This is a genomic window from Nioella sediminis, assembly GCF_001879695.1.
Classification (GTDB): Bacteria; Pseudomonadota; Alphaproteobacteria; order Rhodobacterales; family Rhodobacteraceae; genus Nioella; species Nioella sediminis.
In genome coordinates this window covers 1-25,393 of record NZ_MNBL01000147.1, presented here as the reverse complement: position 1 = coordinate 25,393, position 25,393 = coordinate 1, and the positions used below count along the sequence as shown (strand labels likewise).

27 protein-coding genes and 1 tRNA gene are annotated in these 25,393 nt (G+C 62.2%); 13 read left to right on the top strand and 15 right to left on the bottom strand.

Going from position 1 to position 25,393, the window contains the following annotated elements:
- Positions 1-50: 50 nt before the first annotated feature.
- Both BKY26_RS16615 and pnp read right to left on the bottom strand, forming a co-directional pair.
- The gene (locus BKY26_RS16615) at positions 51-719 is read right to left on the bottom strand and encodes a glycosyltransferase (protein ID WP_071691497.1); all 669 of its coding nucleotides are present in this window, start codon (positions 717-719) and stop codon (positions 51-53) included.
- A gap of 154 nt (positions 720-873) precedes the next feature.
- Complete coding sequence (gene pnp, locus BKY26_RS16610; protein WP_071691496.1) at positions 874-3,003, bottom strand: polyribonucleotide nucleotidyltransferase; 2,130 nt, start codon at positions 3,001-3,003, stop codon at positions 874-876.
- A 189-nt stretch (positions 3,004-3,192) separates the two neighbouring features.
- Between pnp and BKY26_RS16605 the strand changes: the two genes are divergently transcribed.
- On the top strand, positions 3,193-4,233 hold the full coding sequence (locus BKY26_RS16605; RefSeq protein ID WP_146632874.1) for an asparaginase: 1,041 nt from the start codon (positions 3,193-3,195) through the stop codon (positions 4,231-4,233).
- 3 nt (positions 4,234-4,236) lie between these two features.
- Here BKY26_RS16605 and BKY26_RS16600 read toward each other — a convergent pair whose 3' ends face one another.
- Positions 4,237-4,692 (bottom strand): Lrp/AsnC family transcriptional regulator, encoded by a 456-nt coding sequence (locus BKY26_RS16600; RefSeq protein ID WP_071691494.1) that lies wholly within the window; start codon positions 4,690-4,692, stop codon positions 4,237-4,239.
- A 146-nt stretch (positions 4,693-4,838) separates the two neighbouring features.
- Here BKY26_RS16600 and BKY26_RS16595 point away from each other — a divergent pair, with 146 nt between their 5' ends.
- The 5 genes from BKY26_RS16595 (at position 4,839) to lpxK (ending at position 9,554) form a co-directional block, all read left to right on the top strand.
- Entirely contained in the window at positions 4,839-5,273 is a 435-nt protein-coding gene (locus tag BKY26_RS16595; RefSeq protein ID WP_071691493.1) for a universal stress protein, read from the top strand.
- A gap of 19 nt (positions 5,274-5,292) precedes the next feature.
- Complete coding sequence (locus tag BKY26_RS16590; RefSeq protein WP_071691492.1) at positions 5,293-6,837, top strand: alanine/glycine:cation symporter family protein; 1,545 nt, start codon at positions 5,293-5,295, stop codon at positions 6,835-6,837.
- A gap of 176 nt (positions 6,838-7,013) precedes the next feature.
- The gene (locus BKY26_RS16585) at positions 7,014-7,259 is read left to right on the top strand and encodes a DUF4170 domain-containing protein (RefSeq protein WP_071691491.1); all 246 of its coding nucleotides are present in this window, start codon (positions 7,014-7,016) and stop codon (positions 7,257-7,259) included.
- A 13-nt stretch (positions 7,260-7,272) separates the two neighbouring features.
- Complete coding sequence (locus BKY26_RS16580; protein ID WP_071691490.1) at positions 7,273-8,571, top strand: 3-deoxy-D-manno-octulosonic acid transferase; 1,299 nt, start codon at positions 7,273-7,275, stop codon at positions 8,569-8,571.
- Positions 8,571-9,554, top strand: a complete 984-nt coding sequence (gene lpxK, locus BKY26_RS16575) for a tetraacyldisaccharide 4'-kinase (RefSeq protein WP_071691489.1) — start codon at positions 8,571-8,573, stop codon at positions 9,552-9,554. The genes BKY26_RS16580 and lpxK overlap by 1 nt, the downstream gene beginning before the upstream one ends.
- Here lpxK and BKY26_RS16570 read toward each other — a convergent pair.
- The 3 genes from BKY26_RS16570 to BKY26_RS16560 are packed head-to-tail and all read right to left on the bottom strand — an operon-like array spanning position 9,551 to position 11,885.
- Positions 9,551-10,657, bottom strand: a complete 1,107-nt coding sequence (locus tag BKY26_RS16570; protein WP_071691488.1) for a CaiB/BaiF CoA transferase family protein — start codon at positions 10,655-10,657, stop codon at positions 9,551-9,553. The genes lpxK and BKY26_RS16570 overlap by 4 nt on opposite strands.
- On the bottom strand, positions 10,654-11,367 hold the full coding sequence (locus BKY26_RS16565; RefSeq protein ID WP_071691487.1) for a DsbA family protein: 714 nt from the start codon (positions 11,365-11,367) through the stop codon (positions 10,654-10,656). The genes BKY26_RS16570 and BKY26_RS16565 overlap by 4 nt, the downstream gene beginning before the upstream one ends.
- Before the next feature lie 11 nt (positions 11,368-11,378).
- Positions 11,379-11,885 carry a DUF721 domain-containing protein gene (locus BKY26_RS16560; protein ID WP_071691516.1) on the bottom strand — a complete coding sequence of 169 codons (507 nt, stop codon included), beginning with the start codon at positions 11,883-11,885 and terminating at the stop codon, positions 11,379-11,381.
- A 101-nt stretch (positions 11,886-11,986) separates the two neighbouring features.
- Between BKY26_RS16560 and mutY the strand changes: the two genes are divergently transcribed.
- Complete coding sequence (mutY, locus tag BKY26_RS16555; protein WP_071691486.1) at positions 11,987-13,045, top strand: A/G-specific adenine glycosylase; 1,059 nt, start codon at positions 11,987-11,989, stop codon at positions 13,043-13,045.
- Positions 13,046-13,136: 91 nt separating this feature from the next.
- Entirely contained in the window at positions 13,137-14,279 is a 1,143-nt protein-coding gene (locus BKY26_RS16550) for an alkane 1-monooxygenase (protein ID WP_071691485.1), read from the top strand.
- Here BKY26_RS16550 and BKY26_RS16545 read toward each other — a convergent pair.
- The 5 genes from BKY26_RS16545 to BKY26_RS16525 all read right to left on the bottom strand — a co-directional run bounded on the left by BKY26_RS16545 (position 14,276) and on the right by BKY26_RS16525 (position 18,045).
- Positions 14,276-14,944 carry a cupin domain-containing protein gene (locus BKY26_RS16545; RefSeq protein ID WP_071691484.1) on the bottom strand — a complete coding sequence of 223 codons (669 nt, stop codon included), beginning with the start codon at positions 14,942-14,944 and terminating at the stop codon, positions 14,276-14,278. The genes BKY26_RS16550 and BKY26_RS16545 overlap by 4 nt on opposite strands.
- Positions 14,941-15,510: a TetR/AcrR family transcriptional regulator gene (locus BKY26_RS16540; RefSeq protein WP_158514351.1), complete on the bottom strand. Its 570-nt coding sequence runs from the start codon at positions 15,508-15,510 to the stop codon at positions 14,941-14,943. The genes BKY26_RS16545 and BKY26_RS16540 overlap by 4 nt, the downstream gene beginning before the upstream one ends.
- 148 nt (positions 15,511-15,658) lie before the next feature.
- Positions 15,659-16,762 (bottom strand): site-specific DNA-methyltransferase, encoded by a 1,104-nt coding sequence (locus BKY26_RS16535; protein WP_071691482.1) that lies wholly within the window; start codon positions 16,760-16,762, stop codon positions 15,659-15,661.
- Between the two features lie 90 nt (positions 16,763-16,852).
- Positions 16,853-17,473: a ribonuclease HII gene (locus BKY26_RS16530; protein ID WP_071691481.1), complete on the bottom strand. Its 621-nt coding sequence runs from the start codon at positions 17,471-17,473 to the stop codon at positions 16,853-16,855.
- Positions 17,474-17,574: 101 nt separating this feature from the next.
- Positions 17,575-18,045, bottom strand: coding sequence for a hypothetical protein (locus BKY26_RS16525; protein ID WP_071691480.1), 471 nt, complete (start codon positions 18,043-18,045; stop codon positions 17,575-17,577).
- Positions 18,046-18,232: 187 nt separating this feature from the next.
- On the opposite strand from BKY26_RS16525, the gene BKY26_RS16520 reads away from it, so the two are divergent.
- Positions 18,233-18,511, top strand: coding sequence for a hypothetical protein (locus BKY26_RS16520; RefSeq protein WP_071691479.1), 279 nt, complete (start codon positions 18,233-18,235; stop codon positions 18,509-18,511).
- Positions 18,483-19,187, top strand: a complete 705-nt coding sequence (locus BKY26_RS16515; RefSeq protein ID WP_071691478.1) for a winged helix-turn-helix domain-containing protein — start codon at positions 18,483-18,485, stop codon at positions 19,185-19,187. The genes BKY26_RS16520 and BKY26_RS16515 overlap by 29 nt, the downstream gene beginning before the upstream one ends.
- Positions 19,188-19,199: 12 nt before the next feature.
- On the opposite strand, the gene BKY26_RS16510 is transcribed toward BKY26_RS16515, so the two are convergent.
- Both BKY26_RS16510 and BKY26_RS16505 read right to left on the bottom strand, forming a co-directional pair.
- Positions 19,200-19,472: a hypothetical protein gene (locus tag BKY26_RS16510; protein WP_071691477.1), complete on the bottom strand. Its 273-nt coding sequence runs from the start codon at positions 19,470-19,472 to the stop codon at positions 19,200-19,202.
- An 82-nt stretch (positions 19,473-19,554) separates the two neighbouring features.
- Positions 19,555-19,833: a hypothetical protein gene (locus tag BKY26_RS16505; RefSeq protein ID WP_071691476.1), complete on the bottom strand. Its 279-nt coding sequence runs from the start codon at positions 19,831-19,833 to the stop codon at positions 19,555-19,557.
- 168 nt (positions 19,834-20,001) lie between these two features.
- On the opposite strand from BKY26_RS16505, the gene BKY26_RS16500 reads away from it, so the two are divergent.
- Positions 20,002-21,192, top strand: a complete 1,191-nt coding sequence (locus tag BKY26_RS16500) for a cupin domain-containing protein (RefSeq protein ID WP_083431490.1) — start codon at positions 20,002-20,004, stop codon at positions 21,190-21,192.
- Positions 21,193-21,194: 2 nt separating this feature from the next.
- Here BKY26_RS16500 and BKY26_RS16495 read toward each other — a convergent pair.
- A tRNA-Arg gene (locus tag BKY26_RS16495) sits at positions 21,195-21,271 on the bottom strand.
- A gap of 141 nt (positions 21,272-21,412) precedes the next feature.
- On the opposite strand from BKY26_RS16495, the gene BKY26_RS16490 reads away from it, so the two are divergent.
- Complete coding sequence (locus BKY26_RS16490) at positions 21,413-22,447, top strand: LacI family DNA-binding transcriptional regulator (protein WP_071691474.1); 1,035 nt, start codon at positions 21,413-21,415, stop codon at positions 22,445-22,447.
- Positions 22,448-22,552: 105 nt separating this feature from the next.
- The gene (locus BKY26_RS16485; RefSeq protein ID WP_071691473.1) at positions 22,553-23,746 is read left to right on the top strand and encodes a GSCFA domain-containing protein; all 1,194 of its coding nucleotides are present in this window, start codon (positions 22,553-22,555) and stop codon (positions 23,744-23,746) included.
- Between the two features lie 11 nt (positions 23,747-23,757).
- Here the strand turns inward: BKY26_RS16485 and BKY26_RS16480 are convergent, their stop codons facing one another.
- Positions 23,758-25,170 (bottom strand): L-serine ammonia-lyase, encoded by a 1,413-nt coding sequence (locus tag BKY26_RS16480; protein WP_071691472.1) that lies wholly within the window; start codon positions 25,168-25,170, stop codon positions 23,758-23,760.
- Positions 25,171-25,393 lie beyond the last annotated feature (223 nt).

Below are 25,393 nucleotides of genomic sequence, written 5' to 3'. Positions count from 1 at the left end.
CTGGTTATTTGTTTCAGCCCCGGCAGGCATTGCTTGCCGGGGTTTTTCCGTCAGGCCCGTGCCGCCATCAGCGGGTTGGACTTGCGGGCGATGGAATGCTCGGCCCCGATATGGCGGCAGCCGCCATCCTCCAGATAGCCCACATGCCGCCCTGCCGCGCGCATATGGCGCGAGATGTCCTTTTCCTTGCCGAACCGGCTGTAGCCGCCAAGATCCTGCCAGGTGCTGCGGCGGATCACATGCGGGTTGAAGGTGAACCCGTACCAGCGCATGTGCACGCGCGTCATAAGCGCGTAGGACACGCCACCGATCTCTTCGTATGTCACACGGGCCGCGCGCTGTGGCTCGATCGGCATGTCATCCAGTTCCCTGACGCAGACAGAGGTCATGGTCGGGTCGGAGTCCAGCAAGGCAATGGCTTCGGGCAGGAAGTCGGTGCGGGCGAAATGCCAGTCATCCTCGATATGGAAGATATAGGGAGTGTCCACTGCCTCATACATCGCGTCCACAGCGGCGTGATGGCCGACACGACCGCCAAGATCAATGCGCCGTCCATGGGGGCAGAGCCTGTCGAACATCCGGTTCGTGGGATCATCCCCGAAATCATTGATCGCCACGATCGGCAGCAGCCGCATCTGGGGACCAAGGCTCTCGATCGTCTGTTCCAGATAGTCGGGGCGCAGCCCCATCGTCATGCAAATCGTGATCTGCCCGCTCATGCCCTAGCCTCTCGTCTCTGCCCCCGGCGGTGTGCGCTCTTGCGGGCAGGTCTGCTCGTTATCCTTATCTTTACACAGTTTTTCCGAAAATTTCGGCAAAAAAATGACCCCGGAGAAATCTCCGGGGTCATGGGCATGTAGCTGATGCTTGGGCTTATTCGCCAGCGTCCGGCGCTTCTTCCTTGCCGGTTTCCTGGTTGACCATCTTCATGGCCAGCCGGACCTTGCCGCGATCGTCGAAGCCGAGCAGCTTGACCCACACTTCCTGACCTTCCTTCAGAACGTCGGAGGGATGGTTCAGGCGGCGGTTCTCGATCTGGGACACATGCACCAGACCGTCACGCTTGCCGAAGAAGTTCACGAAGGCGCCGAAATCGACGATCTTCACGACCTTACCCTTGTAGATATGACCTTCTTCCGGCTCTGCCACGATCGCGTGGATCATGTCATAGGCCTTCTGGATGGCTTCGCCGTTCGGGCTGGCGATCTTGATGATACCGTCGTCGTTGATGTCGACCTTGGCGCCCGAGACTTCCACGATCTCGCGGATGACCTTGCCGCCCGAACCGATCACTTCACGGATCTTGTCGGTCGGGATCTGCATGGTCTCGATACGCGGGGCGTGGATCGAGAAGGACCCCGCTTCGGTCAGGGCCTTGGCCATTTCACCCAGGATGTGCAGGCGGCCAGCCTTGGCCTGTTCCAGCGCCTTGGACATGATCTCGGGCGTGATGCCCGCAACCTTTATGTCCATCTGCAGGCTGGTGATACCCGCTTCAGTACCCGCAACCTTGAAGTCCATGTCGCCGAGGTGATCCTCGTCACCCAGGATGTCGGTCAGAACCGCGTAATCGCCGTCGTCTTCCAGGATCAGGCCCATGGCCACACCGGCAACAGGGGCTTTCAACGGAACACCCGCATCCATCATCGACAGCGAACCGCCACAGACGGACGCCATGGAGGAGGAGCCGTTGGACTCGGTGATCTCGGACACAACGCGGATCGTGTAGGGGAAATCGGTGGCGGCGGGCAGAACGGCCTGAAGGGCGCGCCATGCCAGTTTGCCGTGACCGATTTCACGACGGCCCGGAGGGCCCACGCGACCGGCTTCACCGACCGAGTAGGGCGGGAAGTTGTAGTGCAGCAGGAAGTTCGATTTGAAGTTCCCATGCAGGGCGTCGATGAACTGTTCGTCGTCGCCGGTGCCAAGGGTGGTCACGACCAGACCCTGTGTTTCACCACGGGTGAACAGGGCCGAACCATGGGTCCGGGGCAGAAGGCCGGTTTCAGACACGATCGGGCGCACGGTATCCAGTGCACGGCCGTCGATCCGCTTGCCGGTCTTGACCACGTCACCGCGCAGAACGGCGGCTTCCAGCTTTTTCAGCGCGGTTCCGAGGTTCTCATCCTCGCGCTGTTCCTCGGTCAGGGCCTCGATAATGGCGGCCTTGGCGTCGGAAACGGCGGTGGTGCGTTCCTGCTTGTCGGTGATGGCGTAGGCTGCGCGGATCTTGTCCTCGCCAGCCGCCTTCACGGCGTCGTAAAGCTCCGAGTAATCGGCAGGCTGGAAATCGAAGGGCTCTTTCGCGGCATCTTCGGCCAGGCTGATGATCAGGTCGATCACCGGCTGGATCTGCTCATGCGCGAAGGTCACGGCACCCAGCATCTCTGCCTCGGACAGCTCGTAAGCCTCGGATTCCACCATCATCACGGCGTTCTTGGTGCCGGCCACAACCAGATCAAGACGCTGATCGGGGTTGTTGCGCAGGTCGTGCATGTCGTCGACCGTCGGGTTCAGAACGTATTCGCCATCTTCGAAGCCAACGCGTGCGCCCGCAATCGGGCCACGGAAGGGCGCGCCGGAAATGGTCAGCGCGGCGGAGGCTGCGATCATCGCGACGATGTCGGGATCGTTGACCAGATCGTGGCTCAGCACCGTGCACATGACCAGAACTTCGTTCTTGAAGCCGGGCACGAAAAGCGGGCGGATCGGACGGTCGATCAGGCGCGCGGTCAGCGTTTCCTTTTCGGTCGGACGCGCCTCGCGCTTGAAGAAGCCACCCGGAACCTTACCGGCGGCGTAGTATTTTTCCTGGTAGTGCACGGTCAGCGGGAAAAAGTCCTGCCCCGGCTTGGGTTGCTTGGCGAAGGTCACCGCGGCCATGACCGAGGTTTCACCGAGCGTGGCGATGACACAGCCATCTGCCTGGCGGGCAATCTTGCCCGTTTCCAGTGTAAGCGTTTCCTCGCCCCACTGCATGGATTTCGTCGTAACGTTGAACATGTATCGTATCCTCGATGGGAGCACTCCCAGCCCCTGCCGGGTCTCCCGATTGCATGGCGGCCCCATTGCCGCCGACCCCAATCCTGTTCATGCGCCCGGGGTCAAAGGCATCACGTCTCAGATGGCGGGGCCATACACGGATTTTCAGCGGTTTGAAAGCAATCTCTTTCATTTCGCGGCCCTTGCCCCTTGACCGGCCCTCTTGATCGGCGCACCAAGCGCACCGCAACCTATGCGAGAGCCTGTCCCGAAATGAACCCGCGAAATCGTATCCTGCTGCTTCACACCGGCGGCACCATCGGCATGGTCCCGACCGCGCGCGGCCTGAAGCCGGAGCTTGGGGTCGTCGAGCACGCTGTTGACCGGGCGATGGCGGAGCGCGGGAATGACCTGGATATTGAGATCGTCCGGCTGGAACCGCTGATCGACAGCGCCAACGCGACGCCCTCAGACTGGAACCGGCTGGCCGCCGAGATCGTGGCGCGGGCGGACAGCTGCGATGCGATCCTGATCACACATGGCACCGACACGCTCGCCTTCACCTCCTCGGCCCTGACCATGGCGCTTGAGGGATTGCACAAGCCGGTGATCTTGACCGGCTCGATGATCCCGCTTGGCGGTCAGGATAGCGACGGATGGGCCAATCTGCGCGACGCGCTAGCGGCAACGCAAACGGCAGAGCCCGGCGTCTGGATCCAGTTCGCAGGCAAGCTGCTGCGCGGTCCGCGGGCGCGCAAGATCCACAGTTCCGCCCCCGACGCGTTTTCCGCCATGCTGTCGGACAGACCCCCGCGCCGCGAGGGTGGGATGCTGACACAGCATCGCTTCGGGGAGGCGCGGATTGCCGTGGTGCCGGTCGCACCCGGTTGCGACATGCGGGTGGTGGGCTTTGCCATGGATCACAGCGACGGCGTGGTCCTTCGTTGCTATGGCAGCGGCACCGTGCCCGACGATCCGTTGTTGGAACAGGGGCTGGTGTGCGCCGCAGGCCGAGGCATCCCGGTTGTCGCGGTCAGTGAAACGCTGGCAGGTGGCACATCGCTTGGCCACTACGCCGCCGGGGCGGTGTTGCTGGATCACGGGGTGATCGACGGGCGCGACATGACGCTGGAGGCTGCCTATGCCAAGCTGTCCCTTGCGCTGGCAACGATCACCGGGCGGGCAGCGCTGGCGACGTTCCTCGAAACGCCCCTTTGCGGGGAATTCGGGGCGCCATTTCCGGTGCCCTAATCGTCACTCCAGGTGATAGCCCTGAAACTCTTTCACCGTCGACAGGCTGAGCAGCGTTTTCATCTGAGTGACGGACGGAATCTCGGACAGGCGATCACGATAGAGCTTCTCGTAGGCTTCGGTATTTCGCGCCGCAAGGCGGATCAGATAGTCGAACTCGCCCGAGATCATGTGGCATTCCAGAATCTCCGGCATGTGCCGGATCGCCTTTTCGAAAGCCGTGATGTGTTCCTTGCGCTGGCTCGCCAGCTTGACCTCGATGAAGATCTGGATTTCAAGCCCCACGGCCTTGCGACTGAGCCGCGCCGTGTAATTCGCGATCTTGCCGCTGCCCTCCAGCAGCTTGACGCGCCGGTGGCAGGCGGACAGGGACAGACCGACCTGCTCGGACAGCCGAGCCATTGATATCTGCCCGTCCCTCTGCAAGACGGAAAGAATTTTCACGTCCAAGTGATCCATCGGAAATTTTCCCTCCTTTGAGCGTATTTTGCTCCATTTTTCGCAAATTATCTTCTTGTGCAAGAAATATGGGAATCTTTTTTGCCCCACCAATGGTATCTTTGAATTGTCTCGGAGGAGGCGAAAACAACCCAAGGGAGGCATGAATGTCCCAAAAGATCGTCGTCGGGTTCGACGGCAGCGAAAGCGGCCGAGCGGCCCTGACCTTCGCTGTCGAAGCGGCCCGCAAAAACGGGGGTGAGCTTCTCATCGCCCATGTCCTGGAATGGTCACCCTATTCCTTTCTGACCCCGACAGAGCTGGAAGAGCGTCACAAGCGGCGCGGGGAAGAGCTGGAACGCGCTGAAAAGGCGATCCTGGCCCCCGTGGTGGAAAGCGTGAAAGCAAGCGGCGTCGCGGTTTCCACCGCCCTTCGCTATGGCCATATCGCCGAAACGCTGATCAGCATCGCCAAGGAAGAAGGCGCAGATCAGATCGTCATTGGCCGGACCGGGCATTCCAGCCTGTCGTCCCGCCTGTTCGGATCAGTTGCGGGCAGCCTGGCGCAGGCCGCGCCGGTCGCCGTGACCATTGTTCCATAATCCTTAGTCAGGACACGTCATGAAAACGCATTACAAGGCCGCGGCAATCGCCGCGACGGCCTGGCTGGCTGCATCCGCACCCGCCATGGCCCAATCCATCGACGAGCGCGTGAACGAGATCTTCGCAAATTCCACCGGCTGGTTCGTCAACTTCATCTTCAGCCCCTTCCCGGGCACCACCTTCCCGTGGATCGTGGCCTGGCTGGTGATCGCGGCGACCATCTTCACAGTCTATTTCGGGCTGATTCAGTTCCGCGCCTTCCCGCATTCCATCGCCCTTGTGAAAGGCGACTACTCCGACCCTAACGATGCGGGCGAAGTCAGCCACTTCCAGGCGCTTGCAACCGCACTTTCCGGCACCGTGGGCCTTGGCAACATCGCCGGTGTGGCCGTCGCCATCGGCATCGGTGGCCCGGGCGCAACCTTCTGGATGATCCTCGCGGGCCTCATGGGCATGGCGTCGAAATTCACCGAATGTACGCTCGGCGTGAAATACCGGAATGAATACGAGGATGGCACCGTTTCGGGTGGCCCCATGTACTACATGACCAAGGGCTTCGCGGAACGTGGCATCCCCGGCGGCAAGGCCATGGCGATCCTGTTCTCGATCTTCTGTATCCTCGGCGCGCTTGGCGGCGGCAACATGTTCCAGGCCAACCAGGCCCATGCGCAGTTGACCAACGTCATTGGCGATTATCCCGGCTGGATCACCGGCGTGATCTTCGCGGGTATCGTGTTTGCTGTGATCGTCGGTGGCCTCAAGTCCATCGCGAAAGTCACCGAGAAAGTCGTGCCGATCATGGGCGTGATGTATGTGGTGACCGCATTGGTCATCCTGCTGATGAATGCCAACATGATCGGTTGGGCCTTTGGCCAGATCTTCGAAGGGGCCTTCACCGGGCTTGGCGTTGCGGGCGGCATGGTCGGTGCTCTGATCCAGGGCTTCAAACGGGCCGCGTTCTCGAACGAAGCGGGCGTTGGCTCCGCTGCAATCGCGCACTCGGCTGTGCGGACGAAAGAGCCGATCACCGAAGGCTTCGTATCGCTCTTGGAACCCTTCATCGACACCGTGGTGATCTGCACCATGACCGCGCTGGTGATCATCATCACCGGGCAGCTGGTATCCGACCCTGAAACCGGGCTTTACCTGCTGAACGAAGGTGGCAGCGCGATCCAGACCGTCGACGGCAACTCGGGCGTGGCGCTGACCTCGGCGGCCTTCTCCTCGGCCTTTGGCTGGTTCAAATACGTGCTGGCCATCGCGGTGATCCTGTTTGCCTTCTCGACCATGATCAGCTGGTCCTACTATGGCCTCAAGGCCTGGACCTTCCTGTTCGGCGAAGGCAAGACGACCGAACTGGTGTTCAAGGTGATCTTCTGCATCTTCGTCGTTATCGGTGCTGCCGCCAGCCTCGGCCCGGTCATCGACTTCTCGGACGCGGCGATCTTCGCCATGGCCGTGGTCAACATCGTCGCGCTGTATCTGCTGATGCCGATCGTCAAACGCGAGCTGGACAGCTACCTGTCGCGGCTGAAGTCCGGCGAGATCCGCAAGTTCCACTAACGGGGCCTGCATCCGCTGACATGATCTGCGCGCCTCCGGGGTATCGGGGGCGCGTTTTCAGTTCTACCCGCTGGCGGGTTTTCCGCGTGATTGCCGCGCGACGGCTGGCCCGCTTGACCCCTGCCCGCAAATGCCTAGGGTGCCGCCAAGCTGTGGCACCAACCCCCGAGGCCCCCATGACACAACGCCTGCACCTCGTCTTCGGCGGCGAGCTGATCGACCCGACCAAGAGCGCCTTCAAGGATGTCGACGCCATCGACATCGTCGGCATGTTCCCCGATTACGCCAGCGCCTATGACGCATGGAAGGACGCGGCGCAGCGCACCGTGGACAATGCCCATATGCGTTACTACATCGCCCATATTCACCGCCTGCGCGACGAAGAGCGTGAGGCGTCCCCGACCGAAGAACTCGATAGCTGAAAGCACCCCTTTGATGCGGTTTTCCCTTGCGCTTTCGGCCTATATGGCCTTTTCGGCCCGCGCCACGCGCTATGCCGAGAGGAAGCTGTCCGCGCGGCTGGATGCCGGCAAGGAAGACCCCGACCGCATCGACGAGCGCCGGGGCATTGCGGGGATGGAGCGGCCAGAGGGCGATCTGATCTGGTTTCATGCCGCCAGCGTGGGCGAATCCCTGTCGCTGCTGGAATTGATCCGCCGCATGTCGGAGGAACGGCCCGACCAGCATTTTCTGGTGACCACCGGCACGGTCACCTCGGCGCAAGTGATGGCCGCGCGCCTGCCGTCTGCGGCCTTTCATCAGTTCATCCCGGTCGATGCCCTGCCCTATGTCCGCCGGTTCCTCGATCACTGGCGCCCTAATCTGGCCGTCTGGACGGAAAGCGAGCTGTGGCCCGCGTTGATCCTGGAAACCAAGGCCAGGTCGATTCCCATGGTGATCATCAATGCGCGCATGTCGAAAACCAGCCACGACCGCTGGCGGTTCCTGCGGGGCATGGTGCGCCGCCTGCTGGAACAGTTCGATGAAGCGCATGTTCAGGACGATCTGACCGCCTCTTACCTTCGGCACCTGGGCCTGCCGGGCGACCGGCTGCATGTCACCGGAACGCTGAAGGAAGGGGCCGCCGCTCTGCCCTGCGACGAGACCGTGCGCGCCAAACTGGCCCGGCACCTGAACGGGCGCCCCACATGGCTGGCGGCCTCGACCCATGAGGGTGAGGAACAGAAGATCCTCGACGCCCACAAACAGGCCCTCAAGGTCAATCCCCGGTTGCTGCTGGTGCTGGTCCCGCGTCACCCGCATCGGGGGGACGACGTCGCCGCGCTGATCGAAGCCCAGGGTTTCAGTTTCGCCCGCCGCAGCGCGGGGGAACAACCCGACCCCGATATTGCCGTCTATCTGGCCGATACGCTCGGTGAGCTTGGCCTTTGGTATCGCCTTGCACCGATCAGCTTTGTTGGCGGGTCGCTGGAGCCCATTGGCGGACATAACCCGTTTGAACCCGCAGCACTCGGCTCGGTCATTCTGCACGGGCCCTATGTCAGCAATTTCGTCGATATCTTTCAGCGATTGGCCGAAGCCAAGGCCTCGCGGCTGGTGTCCTCTCCTGATTCACTGGCGGCAGCTGTCAACGACCTGCTGAATCCCGATCGTGCCGCCGAGATGGCCCATGCGGCCTGGGAGGTCTGCTCCGCCGGGGCAGAGGTGACCGACAAGGCGCTCGACATGCTGTTCGACCATCTGGACCGCACCCCGCGGCTGACGGCGGACTGATGCAGGCGCCGCGGTTCTGGCATGACAAACCGGGGCTGCTGAGCCTGCTGCTGTCACCGCTCGGGGCGATCTATGCAGGTGCCACGGCCCGACGGTTGCGCAAGGGCCATCCGCATCGCGCCGGGGTTCCGGTGATCTGTGTCGGCAACCTGAACGCGGGCGGCACCGGCAAGACACCGACTGTAATCGCCCTGGCCGAGCGACTGACACAGCGCGGCATTGCCGCCCATGTGGTCAGTCGTGGCTATGGCGGCACGGTCGAAGGACCGCACCGTGTGGACGAGGCCACGGACAAGGCCGACGCCGTGGGCGACGAACCGCTGCTGCTGGCCGCCTTCCTGCCGGTCTGGGTCGCCAAGGATCGCGCTGCCGGGGCGGATGCCGCCGTTCAGGCCGGGGCCGAGGTGATCCTGATGGATGACGGGTTTCAGAACCCGGCCCTACACAAGGATCTGTCGATCATCGTTGTGGATGCCGCGCGCGGCTTCGGCAACGGCAAGACCATCCCCGCAGGACCCCTGCGAGAGCCGGTCGCAGCGGGGCTTGCCCGTGCCGATCTGGTCCTGTCCATCGGGCCAGCAAAGGCACAGGAACGGTTTAAGGGAGACTGGGCCAATGACATCCGCTTGCCCCACCTCACCGGCAGGCTGGAGCCGCTGCCCACGGGCATGCCGTTCGACGGGCTGCCGGTGCTGGCCTTCGCCGGGATCGGACATCCGGGCAAGTTCTTCGCCACGCTTCGTTCCGTGGGGGCAGATGTTCGGCGCGCTGAACCTCTGTCAGATCACCAGCCCTTGACCGATGCCTTGCTGTCACGGCTGGAACAGGATGCGTTCAATCTGGGCGCGCAACTGGTGACCACCGAAAAAGATGCCGTCCGCCTGCCCGACCGGTTCCGCCGCAAGGTGCTGACGGTGCCGGTCCGGTTGCGGCTGGACAACCCGGAGCTTCTGGACGCCGCGTTGGATCGGCTGTTGGCCTAAGGCCTGAGCTTGGGCGAGGCCCGGTCCAGCTTCAGTTCGGCATCCGAGAACCGGAACGGCGACCGCACACCCGGCACGCCTTCGGGATCAATCCGCATCCCGCGTGCCTGAACCTGTGGGTCGGCAAAGACCTCGGCCATGTCATTGATCGGCCCGGCAGGCACGCCCTCGGCCTCGCAGGCAGCCAGCAGGTCGGCCTTGCTGCGCTGGCGGGTGCGCTCCATCAGGCGGGCGATCATGGTCTCACGGTTGGCGATGCGATCGGCATTGGTCAGGAACTCTGGCGCCTCTGCCATCTCTTCCAGACCCAGAATACCGCAAAGCCGCCGATACTGGGCATCATTACCAGTTGCGATGATGATGAAGCCGTCGGCGCAATCGAAGACCTGATAGGGTGTCAGGTTGGGGTGATAGTTTCCCGTCCGGCCCGGTGGCGTGCCCGTCGCCAGATAGTTCATCGCCTGATTGGCCGTGATCGACACGGCGCAATCCAGCAGCGCCATATCGATATGCTGGCCCTTCCCGGTCCGTTCCCGCTGATACAGCGCGGCAAGGATGCCGTTCACGGAATAAAGCCCGGTGAAGAGATCAGTGACCGCGACCCCGACGCGCTGCGGTTGACCATCGGGGTCGCCAGTGATCGACATCAGCCCCGACATGCCCTGAATGATGTAGTCATAGCCCGCGCGGTGCGCATAGGGGCCGGTCTGCCCGAACCCGGTGATGGAGCAATAGATCAGCCGGGGGTTGATTTGCGACAGACTGTCATAGTCCAGCCCGTATTTCTTCAACCCGCCAAGCTTGAAATTCTCGATCAGGATGTCGGATTCGACGGCCAGCTTGCGCACCAGTTCCTGACCCTCGGGCGTGCGAAAATCGGCGGTGACCGTCCGCTTCCCCCGGTTGCAGGAATGGAAATAGGCCGCCGTGCGATCTCCCTCGCGCTCGATGAAGGGCGGCCCCCACTGGCGAGTATCATCGCCCGCGGGGCTTTCGACCTTGGTCACTTCGGCCCCAAGATCCGACAAAGTCTGACCGGCCCAAGGGCCGGCCAGGATACGTGCAAGCTCTAGTACCTTGAGCCCTTCAAGCGGCGTGCTCATCCCTCGATTTCAGCCAGCAGCCCGTCAAGCACTTCGGAAAAGGCCGCGTAGCTCATGTTGGAATACATCTCGCCATTGATCACGAAGCTTGGGGTGCCCTGAACCTCATCGGCTTCCGCCTGTTCCTGCGACAGGGTCACCATGGCTTGCGCCATGTCGTTATTGGTCAGGCAGGCATCCAGCGCCTCGTTGGACAGGCCCGCACGCAGGCCAAGGCGGCGCAGATTGGCAGCAACCTCAGCCGGTTCGCCCTGCACCCAATCGCGCTGCTCTTCCATGATCATCTCGGAGATACCGAAATAGCGCAGCGGGCCACCACAGCGGGCCACCATACCGGCCCACAGGCCGTAGCGGTCGAAATACACCTCGCGCATGATGAAGCGGATATGGCCCGTGTCGACATAGTTCGTCACGAGGTCATGGTAGACTTCTTCGTGAAAGCGGGCGCAGTGCGGGCAGGTGAAGGAGGCGTATTCGATCACCGTGATCGGCGCATCCTCATCGCCCATCACCATCTCGATCACTTCAACGGCAGCGTCCTCGCCTGCATCTGCGGGGGCGGTATCGGTGCTGCCGGCCTCTTGCGCGCTGGCGGCCATCAGCGGCTGGCTGAGGGTCTGGTTCACCGACTGCGAGGCGGTCAGGTAAAGATACCCGCCCAATGCCACCATAGCGGCGGACAGGGCAGACAGAATAAGGGTGCGGGACATGAATGCTCTCCTCAATGGCTGTTCTTGGTTAGAACGTTCCGGGCAAGGCGTTCAAGCGCCTCTTTCAGACGTTCGTCGTGAATTGGGGCGGCAGCGGCATGGGCGGCCTGCAAAACCTCCGGGCTTGGCACAGGTTTCTGCTTGGGCCGGGCGGCAAACTGTACCTGCCCCTCGGCAAAGCCGGTTGGCGCGGTCTGGGTGATCTGCACCTTGCTGACGGCGTTGTAGCCGTAGCAGGCATTGACCTTCTGGCGGATCGCATCCTTCTGCATTTCCAGCAGCGGTGCATGGCCGCCGGTGGTCAGCAATACCAGCGTCGTACCTATCCCGCCATGTGCGTGGCGGATCTTGACCGGCATGGCACTCGCGGCAATCTCCTCGCCCACGATCTCGGGCCAATGGGTGATCAGCTTGGCTTCTGAAAACCCGCGCTTTTCCAGCGGCCCGCGCAGATGCCCGGCGACCAGTTTGGACGCGGCCTCGAACCCGCGCTTGCGGCGGGGCGGCTTGGGCGGCATTTTGGGCCGGGCTGCGGGCATCGGGTTTCCTTTCATCCCTGTCAATCTATCCTTCCCGGGCGGGGGAACCAATGGGTCAGCAACGGGCGGAGAGATAAAACTTGCGTGACGAAGATTACAGCGCCGTCCTGCTGGACTGGTATGACCGGCACGCGCGCGTGCTGCCGTGGCGGGTTGGGCCTGCGGACCGAGCCGCGGGTGTGGTGCCCGACCCCTATGCGGTCTGGCTGTCAGAGGTCATGCTGCAACAGACGACCGTTGCCGCCGTTAAAGACTATTTCCACCGGTTCACAACACGCTGGCCGACGGTGGAGGCGCTGGCAGCAGAAGAGGATGCCGAGGTCATGGGCGAATGGGCCGGGCTTGGCTATTACGCCCGCGCACGCAACCTGCTGAAATGTGCCCGCGTGGTGGCGGACGAGCATGGTGGTGCGTTTCCCGATACGGAGGAGGGCCTGCTGACCCTGCCCGGCATCGGCCCCTATACCGCCGCCGCCATCGCCTCCATCGCCTTCGACCGGCCCGCGCCGGTGATGGATGGCAATGTGGAACGGGTGATGTCGCGGCTCTTTGCGGAAACAACGCCGCTGCCTGAGGTGAAACCGCTCCTGAAATCTCATGCTTCCCGGCTGACGCCCGCGCTGCGCCCCGGCGACCATGCGCAGGCGGTGATGGACCTTGGCGCGACGATCTGCACGCCCCGCAATCCTGCCTGCGGCATCTGCCCCCTGCGCGATCCGTGCCAAGCGCGGGCTGAGGGTATAGCCGCTGATCTGCCCCGAAAGTCCCCCAGGAAGGCTAAGCCGATCCGGTACGGAATTGCCTATCTGGCTCGACGAGCGGATGGCGCGTGGCTGCTGGAGACCCGACCCGAGAAGGGGTTGCTTGGCGGGATGCTCGGCTGGCCCGGCACCGACTGGACCGAGGACGCCCCACGGGAGGCGCCTCCTCTAAAGGCTGATTGGCACGATCCGGGGTTGGAGGTGCGCCATACCTTCACGCATTTCCACCTGCGCCTGTCGTTGCGACTGGCCTTGGTGACCACCGCCGAACCCGACCGGGGCAATTTTCTGACGCGCGATGCCTTCCGCCCCGCGAACCTGCCCACGGTGATGCGAAAGGCCTTTGACCTCGCGCAAGGTGCGTGGCCAGAGGATTGAGATACGCTGCCGCTTGCGCAAGACTGCGTTTAACTCGTTTTCAGCAATCCGTGTCACCAGTACCCGACGCCCTGTCACAAAGGCCCCCGCGATGATCCCCGCCTCTCAGGTTGCCAAACTGCAAAACGCCCTGCCCTTCTGGATGTCGGTCCTGCTGGTGCCGCTGGCGGTGTTCGGGGCCTGGGCCGGGGGGTTGGCGCTGCTGCTGCTGCCACTCTACGCCATCGGGCTGACGACGCTGCTCGATGCGATCTCTGGCCTCAACCAGGACAACCCCGATCCCGAGACACCCGATGACGGGCTGTTCTGGTACCGACTGGTCACGCTGATCTGGTTTCCGGTGCAATTCGTCACCGTCCTGTCCCTAATCTGGTACACGACCCATTCGAGCCACCTCGCCACTTGGGAAAAGCTGCTGCTGTTCTACGGCGTCGGCGTCATGTCGGGAGGCATCGGCATCGTCTACGCGCATGAGCTGATGCACCAGAAAAACAAGCTGGAACGCTGGTTGGGCGATCTGCTGATGGCCTCGGTGCTCTACAGTCATTTCCGCAGCGAACATCTGCTGGTTCACCACATCCATGTGGGTACCCCGCGTGACCCAGTGACGGCGCGCTATAACGAGGGTTTCCACCGGTTTTTCTGGCGGGTGCTGCGTGACTGCCCGAAATCCGCCTTCCGGGCCGAGAAGGCGATGCTGGCCCGCAAGGGGCGGCCCTGGCATGACGCGGCCAACCCGTTCTGGCGCTATTGGGCATTGCAGGGCGCGATGATCATTCTGGTGCTGATCGTCGGCGGATGGGCCGGGCTTGGCCTGTTCCTGTTCGCCGCCTTTATCGCCGTGTCGCTATTGGAGCTGACCAACTATATCGAACATTACGGACTGACGCGAAAGCACCTGGGCAATGGCAAATACGAGCATGTCCAGCCGCGCCACAGCTGGAACGCCTCGCATCGCGTGTCCAACTGGCTGCTGATCAACCTGCAACGCCATTCGGACCACCACTACAAGCCAAGCCGTCGCTTCCCGCTGTTGCAGACATACTCAGAGGCCGACGCCCCGCAGCTACCACTTGGCTATCCGGCGATGACCGCCATTGCCCTGTTCCCGCCGCTCTGGCGCAGGCACATGAACCCGCGCGTGCGCCGCTGGCGGCAGATGTATTACCCGGAAGTCACAGACTGGCAGGCTTACAACAAGGGCAAGACACCCATGCCGCGCGGGGCCAGCTAGGCCGCCATGTCCGGCAGGTGCCCGGTCTTTACATAGATCAGGCATCCCTCATCCGACCACGGGTTGTGGCGCGACAGGTGCGGGCTGCGGATCCAGGTGCCGGCGGGATAGTCGCCATGCTCGTCCTGAAAGGTGCCTTCGATCACGAAGATCTCTTCACCGCCCCAATGGGCATGATCGGCAAAGCGCGTGCCGGGGGCCCATCTGACGAGCGCGACATTCTCCGCCTCATGTGAATGCAGCGGCAGGACCGTCAGGCCGGGGCGCGATCCGGGCAGGAACGCCGCCTTGCGCGTGTCGATGGCCTTCTGATCGGTATCCGTTTCGGAAAACTGACACAGCTTGACCAGGATCGTGCAGCCCTCTGGCCCGATATGGGGGCGATGTGACGTGCCGATCGGATTGCGCACATAGCTGCCCGCCGGGTAGTCGCCGTGTTCGTCCGAGAAGACGCCCTCCAGCACCAGAAACTCCTCGCCTCCGCCATGGGTATGGGGATCGAACTGGCTGTTCGGGGCAAAGCGCACGATGGTCGTGGCGCGGGCCACCTCTTCCCCGATCCGGTCCAGCATCATCCGCTGAACGCCCGATGCGGGGGAATCGACCCAATCGTAGTCGTCGGGCCGGATGACAACGCGTTTGGAGAAGTCGGCGTTGAGTTTCATTGGATGGCTCCCATCAGCAGTCGGTCAGAGAAGTGTGCGACCGCATCGGTGAAGCGGTCAGGGTTGCGGGCGGCGCGGGCGACGAGCTGTGCGCCTTCGACAAGGGCAAACAGCGCGGCGGCCTCCTGCGCGGGATCGGACAGGGCGCGAACCGATCCGTCCTGTCGCGCGCGGTCGAACTGGGCGTTGAGCCAAGCGGTCACGTCATTGCGAAAGGCTTCGACCCGCGTGACGCTCGCTTCGGGCAGGCTGTCCGTCGCCGCACTGAAAGCCACGCAGAGGCATAGGCTGTCACCTGTACCAAGCGCGTCATGATAAAGCTGCAGGAAATCACGCAAGGCACCAGAGGCAGCGGCGCTTTGGGCTTCGATTTGGTTCAGCCTGTCAGCGACACGCGCGGCATAGTCTTCAATCAAAGCGAGAGTCAGATCGGCCTTGGTGGCAAAGTGATAATGAACACTCGCCTTGCGGATGCCGGTGGCGGCAGCAAGATCGGCATAGCTGAACGCGTCGATCCCGCGGCTGCGGGCCAAGGCTTCGGCGTGAGTCAAGAGATTGGCTTTCATGGTCATATCTACCAACTAGTAGGTAGATATCCCTGAGTCCAGTCACAGTGACGTGAAAAAGCCCCGCCAGCGCGTTGCCGCGGGCGGGGATAGGTGTCGTGCCGCGACCATTCAGACCACAGGCACGGGCGGTAATTTCTTGGTGTTCTCAGCCGCTGAGTTCCGACCGGACCTGCTGGCGCAGGATATCAATCGGCACGGTTTTGCCTTCACGCCGGAAGTGCCAGTAGGTCCAGCCATTGCAGGACGGTGCGCCTTCCAGCTTGGCGCCCACCTGATGGATAGAGCCCTTGGTGTTGGACACCACAAGCGTTCCATCGGCGCGGATCTTGGCCACCTTGCCGCGCGGGCTGACCAGCTCTTCGCCGGGGTTCAGCAACCCGCGTTCCACCAGTTGGCCGAAGGGAATGCGCGGCTCTGCCCGTTTGGAGGTGGTGACCTCCAGCGAAGACCGGTCGAACCGGCGGATGGATTTCAGGCGTTTCTCGGCCACGTCACGATAGGCCGCTTCACGCTCGATCCCGATATAGTCGCGGCCCAGTTTCTTGGCGACCGCGCCGGTGGTGCCGGTCCCGAAGAACGGGTCGAGCACGACGTCACCGGGATTGGTCGTGGCAACCAGAATGCGGTGCAGCAGGCTTTCGGGTTTCTGCGTCGGATGGGCCTTGTCGCCCTTTTCATCCTTCAAACGCTCATGCCCGTTGCAGATCGGCAGAACCCAGTCCGACCGCATCTGCACACCCTCGTTCAGGGACTTCAGCGCCTCATAGTTGAAGGTGTATTTCGCGCCCTCGGATTTCGACGCCCAGATCATCGTTTCATGCGCGTTGGTCAGGCGTTTGCCCCGGAAGTTCGGCATCGGGTTCGATTTACGCCAGACCACGTCATTCAGAATCCAGTAGCCCTGGTTCTGAAGCTCGGCCCCGACACGGAAGATGTTGTGATAGCTGCCGATGACCCAGATCGCACCATTTGGCTTCAGCAGCCGCTGTGCCGCTTTCAGCCATTCTCTGGTGAAGCGGTCATAGACGGCAAAGCTGTCGAACTGGTCCCAATGGTCATCCACGGCATCCACCATGGAATTGTCGGGCCGGTGCAGGTTGCCTTTGAGCTGCAGGTTATAGGGCGGGTCCGCGAAGATCAGATCGACGGACGCTTCGGGCAGACTGTTCATCACATCGATGCAGTCCCCGGACAATATGGTGTTCAGCGGAAGCGCGGACGCCCCCGTGTCTTGCGTTTTCTTGGTCATTACTGCCTCTGACTTGGCGCCTCTTTCGGGCACTCATTTTGTGCCCCAAGGATGAGTCAAAGGTGATTCGCCGTCAATTTCTTTTTTGAATCAGGAGGTTATAGATTTTTCTTGATACAAGATATTGTGGACGGGCTTGAAGCTGCGTCTATGGTGAGGGGTCACCCCCAAATCTAGAAGCGCCTGTCTGTGATCCGCTGTGGGGTAGCCTGCGTTCCTCTCCCAACCATAGCCCGGAAATTGCCTTGAAAGCGCCATCATGTGCGCATCTCGCCCAACTTTTGCCGCAATTGATGCCGCGGCAATCGACAGGCTGCGCCCGTCGCCCTTGATGATCGTGGTGGCGGGACAGGGCAGATCGGGCGGCAAGGCGTTGCCATCCACAAGGGCGTGATCAACGGGGGCAAGCCCGGCAAGGGCGCGGGTCATGGCAAGGAAGGTGGCGTTGCGGATGTTGAGCGCGTCAATCTCCTCGACGCTGGCCCACCCAAGCGACACCTCGGCACTGGTCAGCATCGTTTCCAGCAGCGCCGTGCGCTTGCGGGCGGTCAGCTTCTTGGAATCGTTCAGCCCCTCGGGGATCGCGGCAGGGTCCAGCACTACGGCGGCGGCAGTCACTGGCCCGGCCAAGGGACCCCGCCCCACCTCGTCCACGCCGGCCACGCGGCCGCCGATCTGCATCTCGAAACTGAAATCCGGTCCCTCTGCCATGCGGCCAGAAACCATGGCAGCCCTACAGACACAACAAAAAGACGACGGGGCCACAGCCCCGCCGCCTTCCGTCGCACTGCTCGACGAAAGCTGGTCAGCCGTTACGACCGAACCCAGCCATGGCGGTAAAGGCATTGCGCATCATAGACGTCGCGCCAGCCCTGATAGGTGAAGATGCGTTCGCGGCAGCTGCCGGGCAGGGCCGCATAATGGGGCACGTGCTGCTGCAAACAATGGGCACCGAAAGCGCGCATATCGACATTCGGACCCTCGAAGCGGCGGTGGCAGGACCTTGGGGCCACGAGGTTCGGCACGATCACCTGCGGCACCACATAATGCGTGGCGGGCGGGGCAACGTAGCGCGTGACCGGCGCGGGCGCATAGTAGTGGGTGCGGTTGTGACGGTCATTCAGGATGTTGCCGAGAATCACGATACCAGCGGCTGCACCCAGAAAGGTGCGCAGGTCATCGCGGTCGGCGCGGGCTTCGGTGGTGCTGGCGAAGGTGCCCGTCAGGGCGACGGTCACGGCCAGCCCCACGGCGGCAAGGGATTTGGGAAGGGATTTAAACATGGGTTGGTCTCCGGGTAGATGAGTGTTGGGGGCACGTCATGAAACACCGCGGGCATGCGCGGCTGGTGCGTCCAAAATCCCCCTGACCCGGTCAGACAGGCAATATCAGCCCCTCGATATCGGATAACAGGCCGTTTTCGGGCGTCTGATATTGAATGACAGGGCCATCTGACACTAACTCAACCTCATGAAACAGCTTATTCTTTCCCTCGCCCTCATCGGGCTCGCCACTACGGCCAACGCAACTTGCTTCGCCGATTACAAGGCAAAGATGGATAACCCGCTCCGCCTGCATTACGGTGTGATCGAGTTGCCGGATTCTGCCTGTTCGGTTGGCGCCGCTGCGTCGAACATCGCAGGTCGCCTGACGGGCGGCTGGCAGCTCCTGGAAGTTATGTCGGTCTTCGACGAGACCGGCCTCGATTCGAGGAGAGACCGTGCAGGACAATACTACCTCCGCTTCTGAGTCGCGGATCACCGGTACCCGGGTCGTACAGCTCGGGATCGTGGCAGTCGTCGCCATCCTCGCGGTGGCGGCGATTTTGTTGTTCTCCTACCTGCCCGATGCAGGCGCGTTCAACGACGCGGTCGAGGAGATCTTCGTCGTCAACGATGCGTTGACCACCACGGAATCCATAAGAATCCTTGAGATTCTGGCGCAATCCGGGACCACCTTTTCCAAGGTTCTGGCCAGCTATCGCGCGATCATCTTCGTGCTGATCGTCTTCGCCACGGCGCTGCTGATTGCCTGTCTCGTCTTCCTCGTCACGATCATCACCCTGAACCGCCGCATGCATGAGATCGAGCGGTCTGGCATCCAGGTGTCTTCGCTGGTCGTCAGCCGTGAAGAGGGGGTCGTCTACCTCAACAACATGGAATTCAAGCTGACCGCCGCCGCGATGGAAACCCTGTCGGTTCTGGCCGAGGCGCGGATGGATGACGACGTGCTGTCCGGCGCGGAAATCGAATCAATGGTGTCCGGGAAACCGGCATCGGATTGCGAGGAAGCCGCCGGGGCCACGCGAATCAAACGCCTGCGCGATACGCTCGGCAATCAGATGGTCAGCGAATTGCTGGTCAAGAACATCGCCCGCCGGGGCTATATGCTGGCGATCGACAAGGACGTGATCAAGATGATCTGACCGGGGTCCGGCCTAGCAATTGTTGGGCCGCCCGCGACCATAGCCGGACCTGTCCGAAATGCTGCCATTGTCGCTGTCGGTATAGCCGGTGCGGGTGCCGCCGGGACCACGCGGGCAGGCGTTGCCATCGCTCCATGATCCGGTATCGCCATCGGCGGCCTGCGCCTGACCCGGTAGAATCGCAACCGTGCCACCGGCGGCAGCCAGACCAAGGAACCGCCGCCGTCCACTGCGGCCCACCTGAATATCGCTATCCGTCAGGGTCTTGTCGGATTTCTCGGTCATATTGGCGGTCCAATCCTTTGGTCTGATGAATGCACGGGCCCCTAGGGGCCCGACGTGAACTATAGCAGATGTTGCACCGAAATCAGCAGTAAGGCGCACCGCGCCCATAGCCGCCTCGATCCGTAATGCGGCCATTGTCGCTATCGGTGTGGCCGGTATAGGCCCCACCTCCGCCACGCGGACAAGACCCGCTGTCGGTCCAGTTTCCGTTGTCCACGTCGCTGGCCTGCGCTGTCGACGGGGTCAGCGCCACAACTCCACTCGCTGCCATCAGGCCAAGCACGGCCCGCCGGGCCGGACGCGCGGTAGAAATATCGCTGTCGGTCAGCGTCTTTTGGCCGGTCTTATCTTTTTTAGACATGGTGGCCTTCCTTGCTGCCAAATCATGTGTAATACTCACACGAACTATATGGACAACAGGTAAGCCCGTCAATGCCCGCCTCCGTCCATCGGCCAATTCACGCCGGTTGCGGCCCCTCCGGCACGATGCAGAGCTGACGCTCCAGTCAGCAGATGGGAGAGCGGACAGATGTCCATGAGTTTCGATCAGGCCATTGCACCGGTCACCGCAAAGGACTTCTTCGACCATTCGTTTGAAAAGAAGCATCTGGTCATTCGCAGGGGGCAGGCGGATTACTATTCCAGCCTGCTGGCGAGCGCCGATATTGACTGGGCGGTCTCAACGCTCGGGCTGTCAGTGCCCGAAGTGAACGTTGTCCAGGCGGATCGGGAGATTACCGCAGCCGATTTCGCCTATGGCAGCGGCTTCGTTGATCCGGTCGCGGTCAATCAGCTCTTCGCCGAGGGCGCGACGATCATCATGTCGAACCTTCAGGAACGGCTGCCGAAGCTGGCCATGTTCTGCCGGGAGCTGGAGAAGGTCTTCTCCGCCCGCGTGCAGACAAACATCTACATGACCCCCGCCCATAGCCAGGGTTTCAAGGCCCACTACGACGGACATGACGTTCTGGTTCTGCAGGTCGAGGGCACCAAGGAATGGCGCATCTACGACACGCCCGTTCACCTTCCGCTGGAGGAACAGGCCTTCAACCCCCATGACGTCCCGATCGGCGAGATGACCGACAGTTTCGTGCTGGAACCGGGCGACATGGTCTATGTGCCCCGAGGGCTGACCCATGATGCGGTGTCGACCGACCAGACTAGCCTGCATATCACGACGGGGCTGATGATGCGGTCCTGGGCCGATGTGATGGTCGAGGCGGTGCGGAAAATGGCCCTGAGTGACGCCGAATTCCGCGAGGGACTGCCGCCGGGCTTTGCCAATGAGGGCTTTGAAGGCAGCGGGGCCGAGGCCAAATTCTCGGCTCTTCTGGGCAAGCTGTCAGGTGCCACTCTGGACCCCGTGCTGAACGAGTTCCGCGAAGATTTCATCGCCACCCGCCTGCCCCGCGCGCATGATCAACTTGCCCAGATGGCGCGGCTTGACGGGCTTGGCCCCGACAGCGTGATGGGGGCCCGCCCGACTCTGATCTACCGCCTGACAGATGTGCCCGCGAAGGGCGACCAGCCCGACAGCGTCGCCCTGTCCTGCCAAGGCACCGTGATCACCCTGCCCGCCCATGCCCGCGAACCGCTGGAATATGCAATCTCCACCCCGCGCTTCACGATGGCTGATCTGCCGGGTGATCTGGACGATGCGGGCAAAGCTGTCTTGCTGCGTCGGCTGGTCCGCGAAGGGCTGGTGCATTTCATCGACTAAAGTGGTGACCCCGGCAGGATTCGAACCTGCAACCTGCCCCTTAGGAGGGGGCTGCTCTATCCAGTTGAGCCACGGGGCCAGCCTTTGCCCGTTCTGGCCAATTCCGTCCGCGCTGGCAAGCGCTTGGCCGGGAAAAATCCGTCTGCGACGTTCTGGTTTGGACAAGCCGCCCGGAAGTGCGTAACAGTCGTGTTATCGCAATCAACCGGAGCCCGCCGCCTTGCCCCCCAGAAGCCAAGATCCAGGTCGACCTCAACTGACCCTTCGCGATGTGGCCGAGGCCGCGCGCGTGTCGGAAATGACGGTCAGCCGTGTGTTGCGCAACCGGGGGGACGTTTCGCAGGCCACAAGGGCGCGGGTTCTGGAGGCAGCCCGGTCGCTCGGCTACGTACCCAACAAGATCGCCGGGGCGCTGGCCTCGTCGCGCGTCAATCTTGTCGGTGTGGTCATCCCGTCGCTGTCCAACATGGTGTTCCCGCAGGTCTTGGCGGGCATCTCGGACGTGCTGGATGACACACCGCTGCAACCGGTCTTCGGGGCAACCCACTACAAGCCGGAACGCGAAGAGGAAGTGATCTACGAGATGCTGTCCTGGCGGCCGTCGGGCATGATCGTTGCGGGGATCGAGCATTCCGAGGCGTCGATTGCCATGCTGACCAATTCCGGCATTCCGGTGGTCGAGATCATGGATGCCGATGGCGACCCGATCGACGCGATGGTCGGCATCAGCCACCGCGCCGCCGGGGCGCGCATGGCAAAAGAGATCCTGTTGCGCGGCTATAGGCGGATCGGCTTCATGGGCACCAAGATGCCGCTGGATTACCGGGCGCGGAAACGGCTGGAAGGGTTTGAAGCCGTTCTGAACGAGGCCGGAGTCGATCTGGTGGATCGCATCTTCTACTCCGGCGGTTCGGGCCTGGGCAAAGGACGCGAGATGACACAAGAGATGCTGACGCGGCACTCCGACCTCGATTTCCTCTACTATTCCAATGATATGATCGGCGCAGGCGGGCTGCTGTATTGCCTTGAGAAGGGCATTCGCATTCCCCAGGATTTGGGGCTTGCCGGGTTCAACGCGGTGGAGATCCTTGATGGTCTGCCGATGCGCCTGGCCACGATGGACACGCGCAGGCTGGAGATCGGCCGCGCGGCGGCCCAGATCATCGCCGCGCGCGTGGCCGGTGAAAGCTGCGATCAGATCATCACCATGGATGCCGGTTTCGACCCCGGAGATACCATGCGCGCCCCCGTCTGACACATTCCGAACCCCTTCCAAGAAAAGGGGATTCATTTTTTCGTCATCTCTGCTACGATTCAGGAAAACCGGGCACAAAAGCCCGGATCGAGCAGAAGGTACAAGATGACCAAACTATTGGACCCGGCCGCGGTGACCAAGGCGGCAGATCGTGTGGCAGGCAACGAATCCACGAAAGAGGGACGTGTCCACCAGACATGGTTCCGGGGATCAAAGGGCAGCCGCCCACCCAAGGCCATGCAGATGATGCCGGAAACGGCTGTTCTGGACTATGTGCTGAAAGGCTGGGAACCTCCCGCCCCCTGCATCAATGAAACCACGAAAGTGACCGCCTTCGGCAGCTGCTTTGCCGCCTATATCTCGGACTGGCTGGCCTCTCGCCATTACAACGTGCTGACCCGCAACAAGGAAAGCAACGCCTATGTGGTCAGCTGCGGCGAGGGAATGGTCAACACCTTCGTCATCCGCCAGCAGTTCGAATGGGCGTTCGAGGCCAAGAGCTTCGACGCGCCCCTGTGGCATGGCTACAAGTCGGAAGAGTTCGGCTATGACGAAGATGTACGCGCTGAAACGCTGCGGCTCTTCAATGAAACCGACGTCTTCATCCTGACCCTTGGCCTGTCCGAGGTCTGGTATGACGAACCGACCGGAGGTGTCTTCTGGCGCACCCTGCCGAAGGACAAGTACGACCCCGAACGTCATAAATTCCGTGTTTCGACCGCCCAGGAAAACGCCGACAATCTACGGGAAATCTACCGCCTGATCCGCAAGCATCGCCCGGATGCCAAGATCATCCTGACCCTGTCGCCCATTCCGTTGATCGCCACCTTCCGCGATGAAAGCTGCATCAGCGCCAACAGCGTATCCAAGGCCGTGCTGCGCGTTGCCATCGACGAAGTGATGCGGGAATTCAAGGACGAAGAGCATATCTTCTATTGGCCGTCCTACGAAATCGTGGCCGACATCTTCAACTACCCCTTCAAGGAAGACCGGCGCCACCTGTACAAATCCGTACAGGATTTCATCATGATGACCTTCGAGCGCGTCTGGTGCGAACGGGCCCCGACCGATCACGAATACCTGCGCCAGTGGCTGCGCGCCAAATCGGCGGCGGGTCAGCTGAACGAACGGCTCGACGGCGCGCTCGGTGCCCGCAACCTGCCCAAGCTGCGGCATATGCTCAACCGCAACCGGATCAGCGATTTCAAGGTCACGGACGAGGCGGCGAAGGAAATGCTGCTTCGATACATCGAAGAGGAAGAACGGATTCAGGCCGCAGAAGCCACGGCAGCGGAGTGATCAAGATGTTCTCAGCATTCCGGAATATTCACGGCAAGGCCGCCACGGCTGGTTTCCTTGTAGTTCTCGCTCATGTCGATCCCGGTCTGGCGCATAGCCTCGATACAGTTGTCCAGGGGCATAAAATGCTGCCCGTCGCCGCGCAAAGCCAGCGAAGCGGCGGAGACAGCTTTGATCGCCCCCAACCCGTTGCGTTCGATGCAGGGCACCTGCACCAGGCCCGCGACCGGGTCGCAGGTCATGCCCAGATGGTGTTCGAGCGCGATCTCGGCGGCGTTCTCGATCTGCTCGTTCGTGCCTCCCAAGGCGGCGCAAAGCCCGGCAGCGGCCATCGCGGCGGCGGACCCGACCTCGCCCTGACAGCCGACCTCCGCGCCCGAGATCGAGGCATTATGCTTGATCAGGCCGCCTACCGCGGCAGCGGTCATCAGGAAGGTACGCCGACCCTCTTCGGTGGCGCCGATGCAATGATCGCGGTAGTAGCGCAGGACAGCCGGGACGACCCCGGCAGCTCCGTTCGTGGGCGACGTCACGACCTTGCCGCCAGCGGCGTTCTCTTCGTTGACGGCCATGGCGTAGACGCTGAGCCAGTCATTGACGGTGTGCGGCTGCGCCAGGTTCGTGCCACGCTCGGAGAGCAGCTGTTCGTGGATCGCCTTCGCCCGGCGTCGTACCTTCAGCCCGCCGGGAAGGATCCCCTCCTGGGAGAGTCCCCGGTCGATACAGGCGTCCATAGTTGACCAGATCGCGTCCAGTCGCGTTTTGACCTCGGCGCGGCCACCATGTGTGGCCTCGTTTTCCCATTTCATCTCGGCAATGGACTTGCCCGAGATCTGCCCCATGCGCAGCATCTCCTCCGCCGAACCGAACGGATAGGGATACCCGTGTGCGGCTTTCTCCGCATGGAGCTCCTCGGCCCCGCCCTGCTTGTGGCGATCAAGTTCGGCCGCGGTCATCACGAAACCGCCGCCGATGGAGTAATAGGTTTCCTCCATATAGAGGTTCCCGGCCGCATCAAAGCCCCGCAGGATCATCCCGTTGGCATGGCCCGGCAGCGGCGGCCCGAAATCGAACACCACGTCCTTTTCGGGATCAAATGACAGGGGGGGCAAACCCTCCGGCGTCAGGGTGTGGCTGTCTTTCAGCACTGCTTCCGCCACTTCCGCCTTGTCCGGGTCGATCGTGGCCGGAAGAAACCCCAATAGCCCCAGGATCACGGCCCGGTCGGTCGCATGGCCCTTGCCGGTAAACGCCAAGGACCCGTGCAAAGAGCACATGACCCGCGCCACATCTCCGGCGCCGGGTTCCCGCAATCCGGTGCGCAGCTGTTCGAGGAACTGCGCCGCCGCCGTCATTGGCCCCATCGTGTGGGACGAGGACGGGCCGATACCGATCTTGAAGATGTCGAAAACGCTGAGGAACATGGAACCGCTTCCTGTTGGGATTGCCGCCTGTTTACCCTGTTTGCGGGCATCACGCCGGGGGAAACCGACATTGCGATCCATGCGACCGACGCAAGTCCCCGTCAATGGCAAAGCACGCTCCCCTTGGGACGGGGGAGCGTGCAGGTTTGGCGAGGGATCAGCCCGGGTCCAGGAAGGACGTCTCCCTGCCTAACGGGAATTTCTCAGTCGAGACCGAACTGGA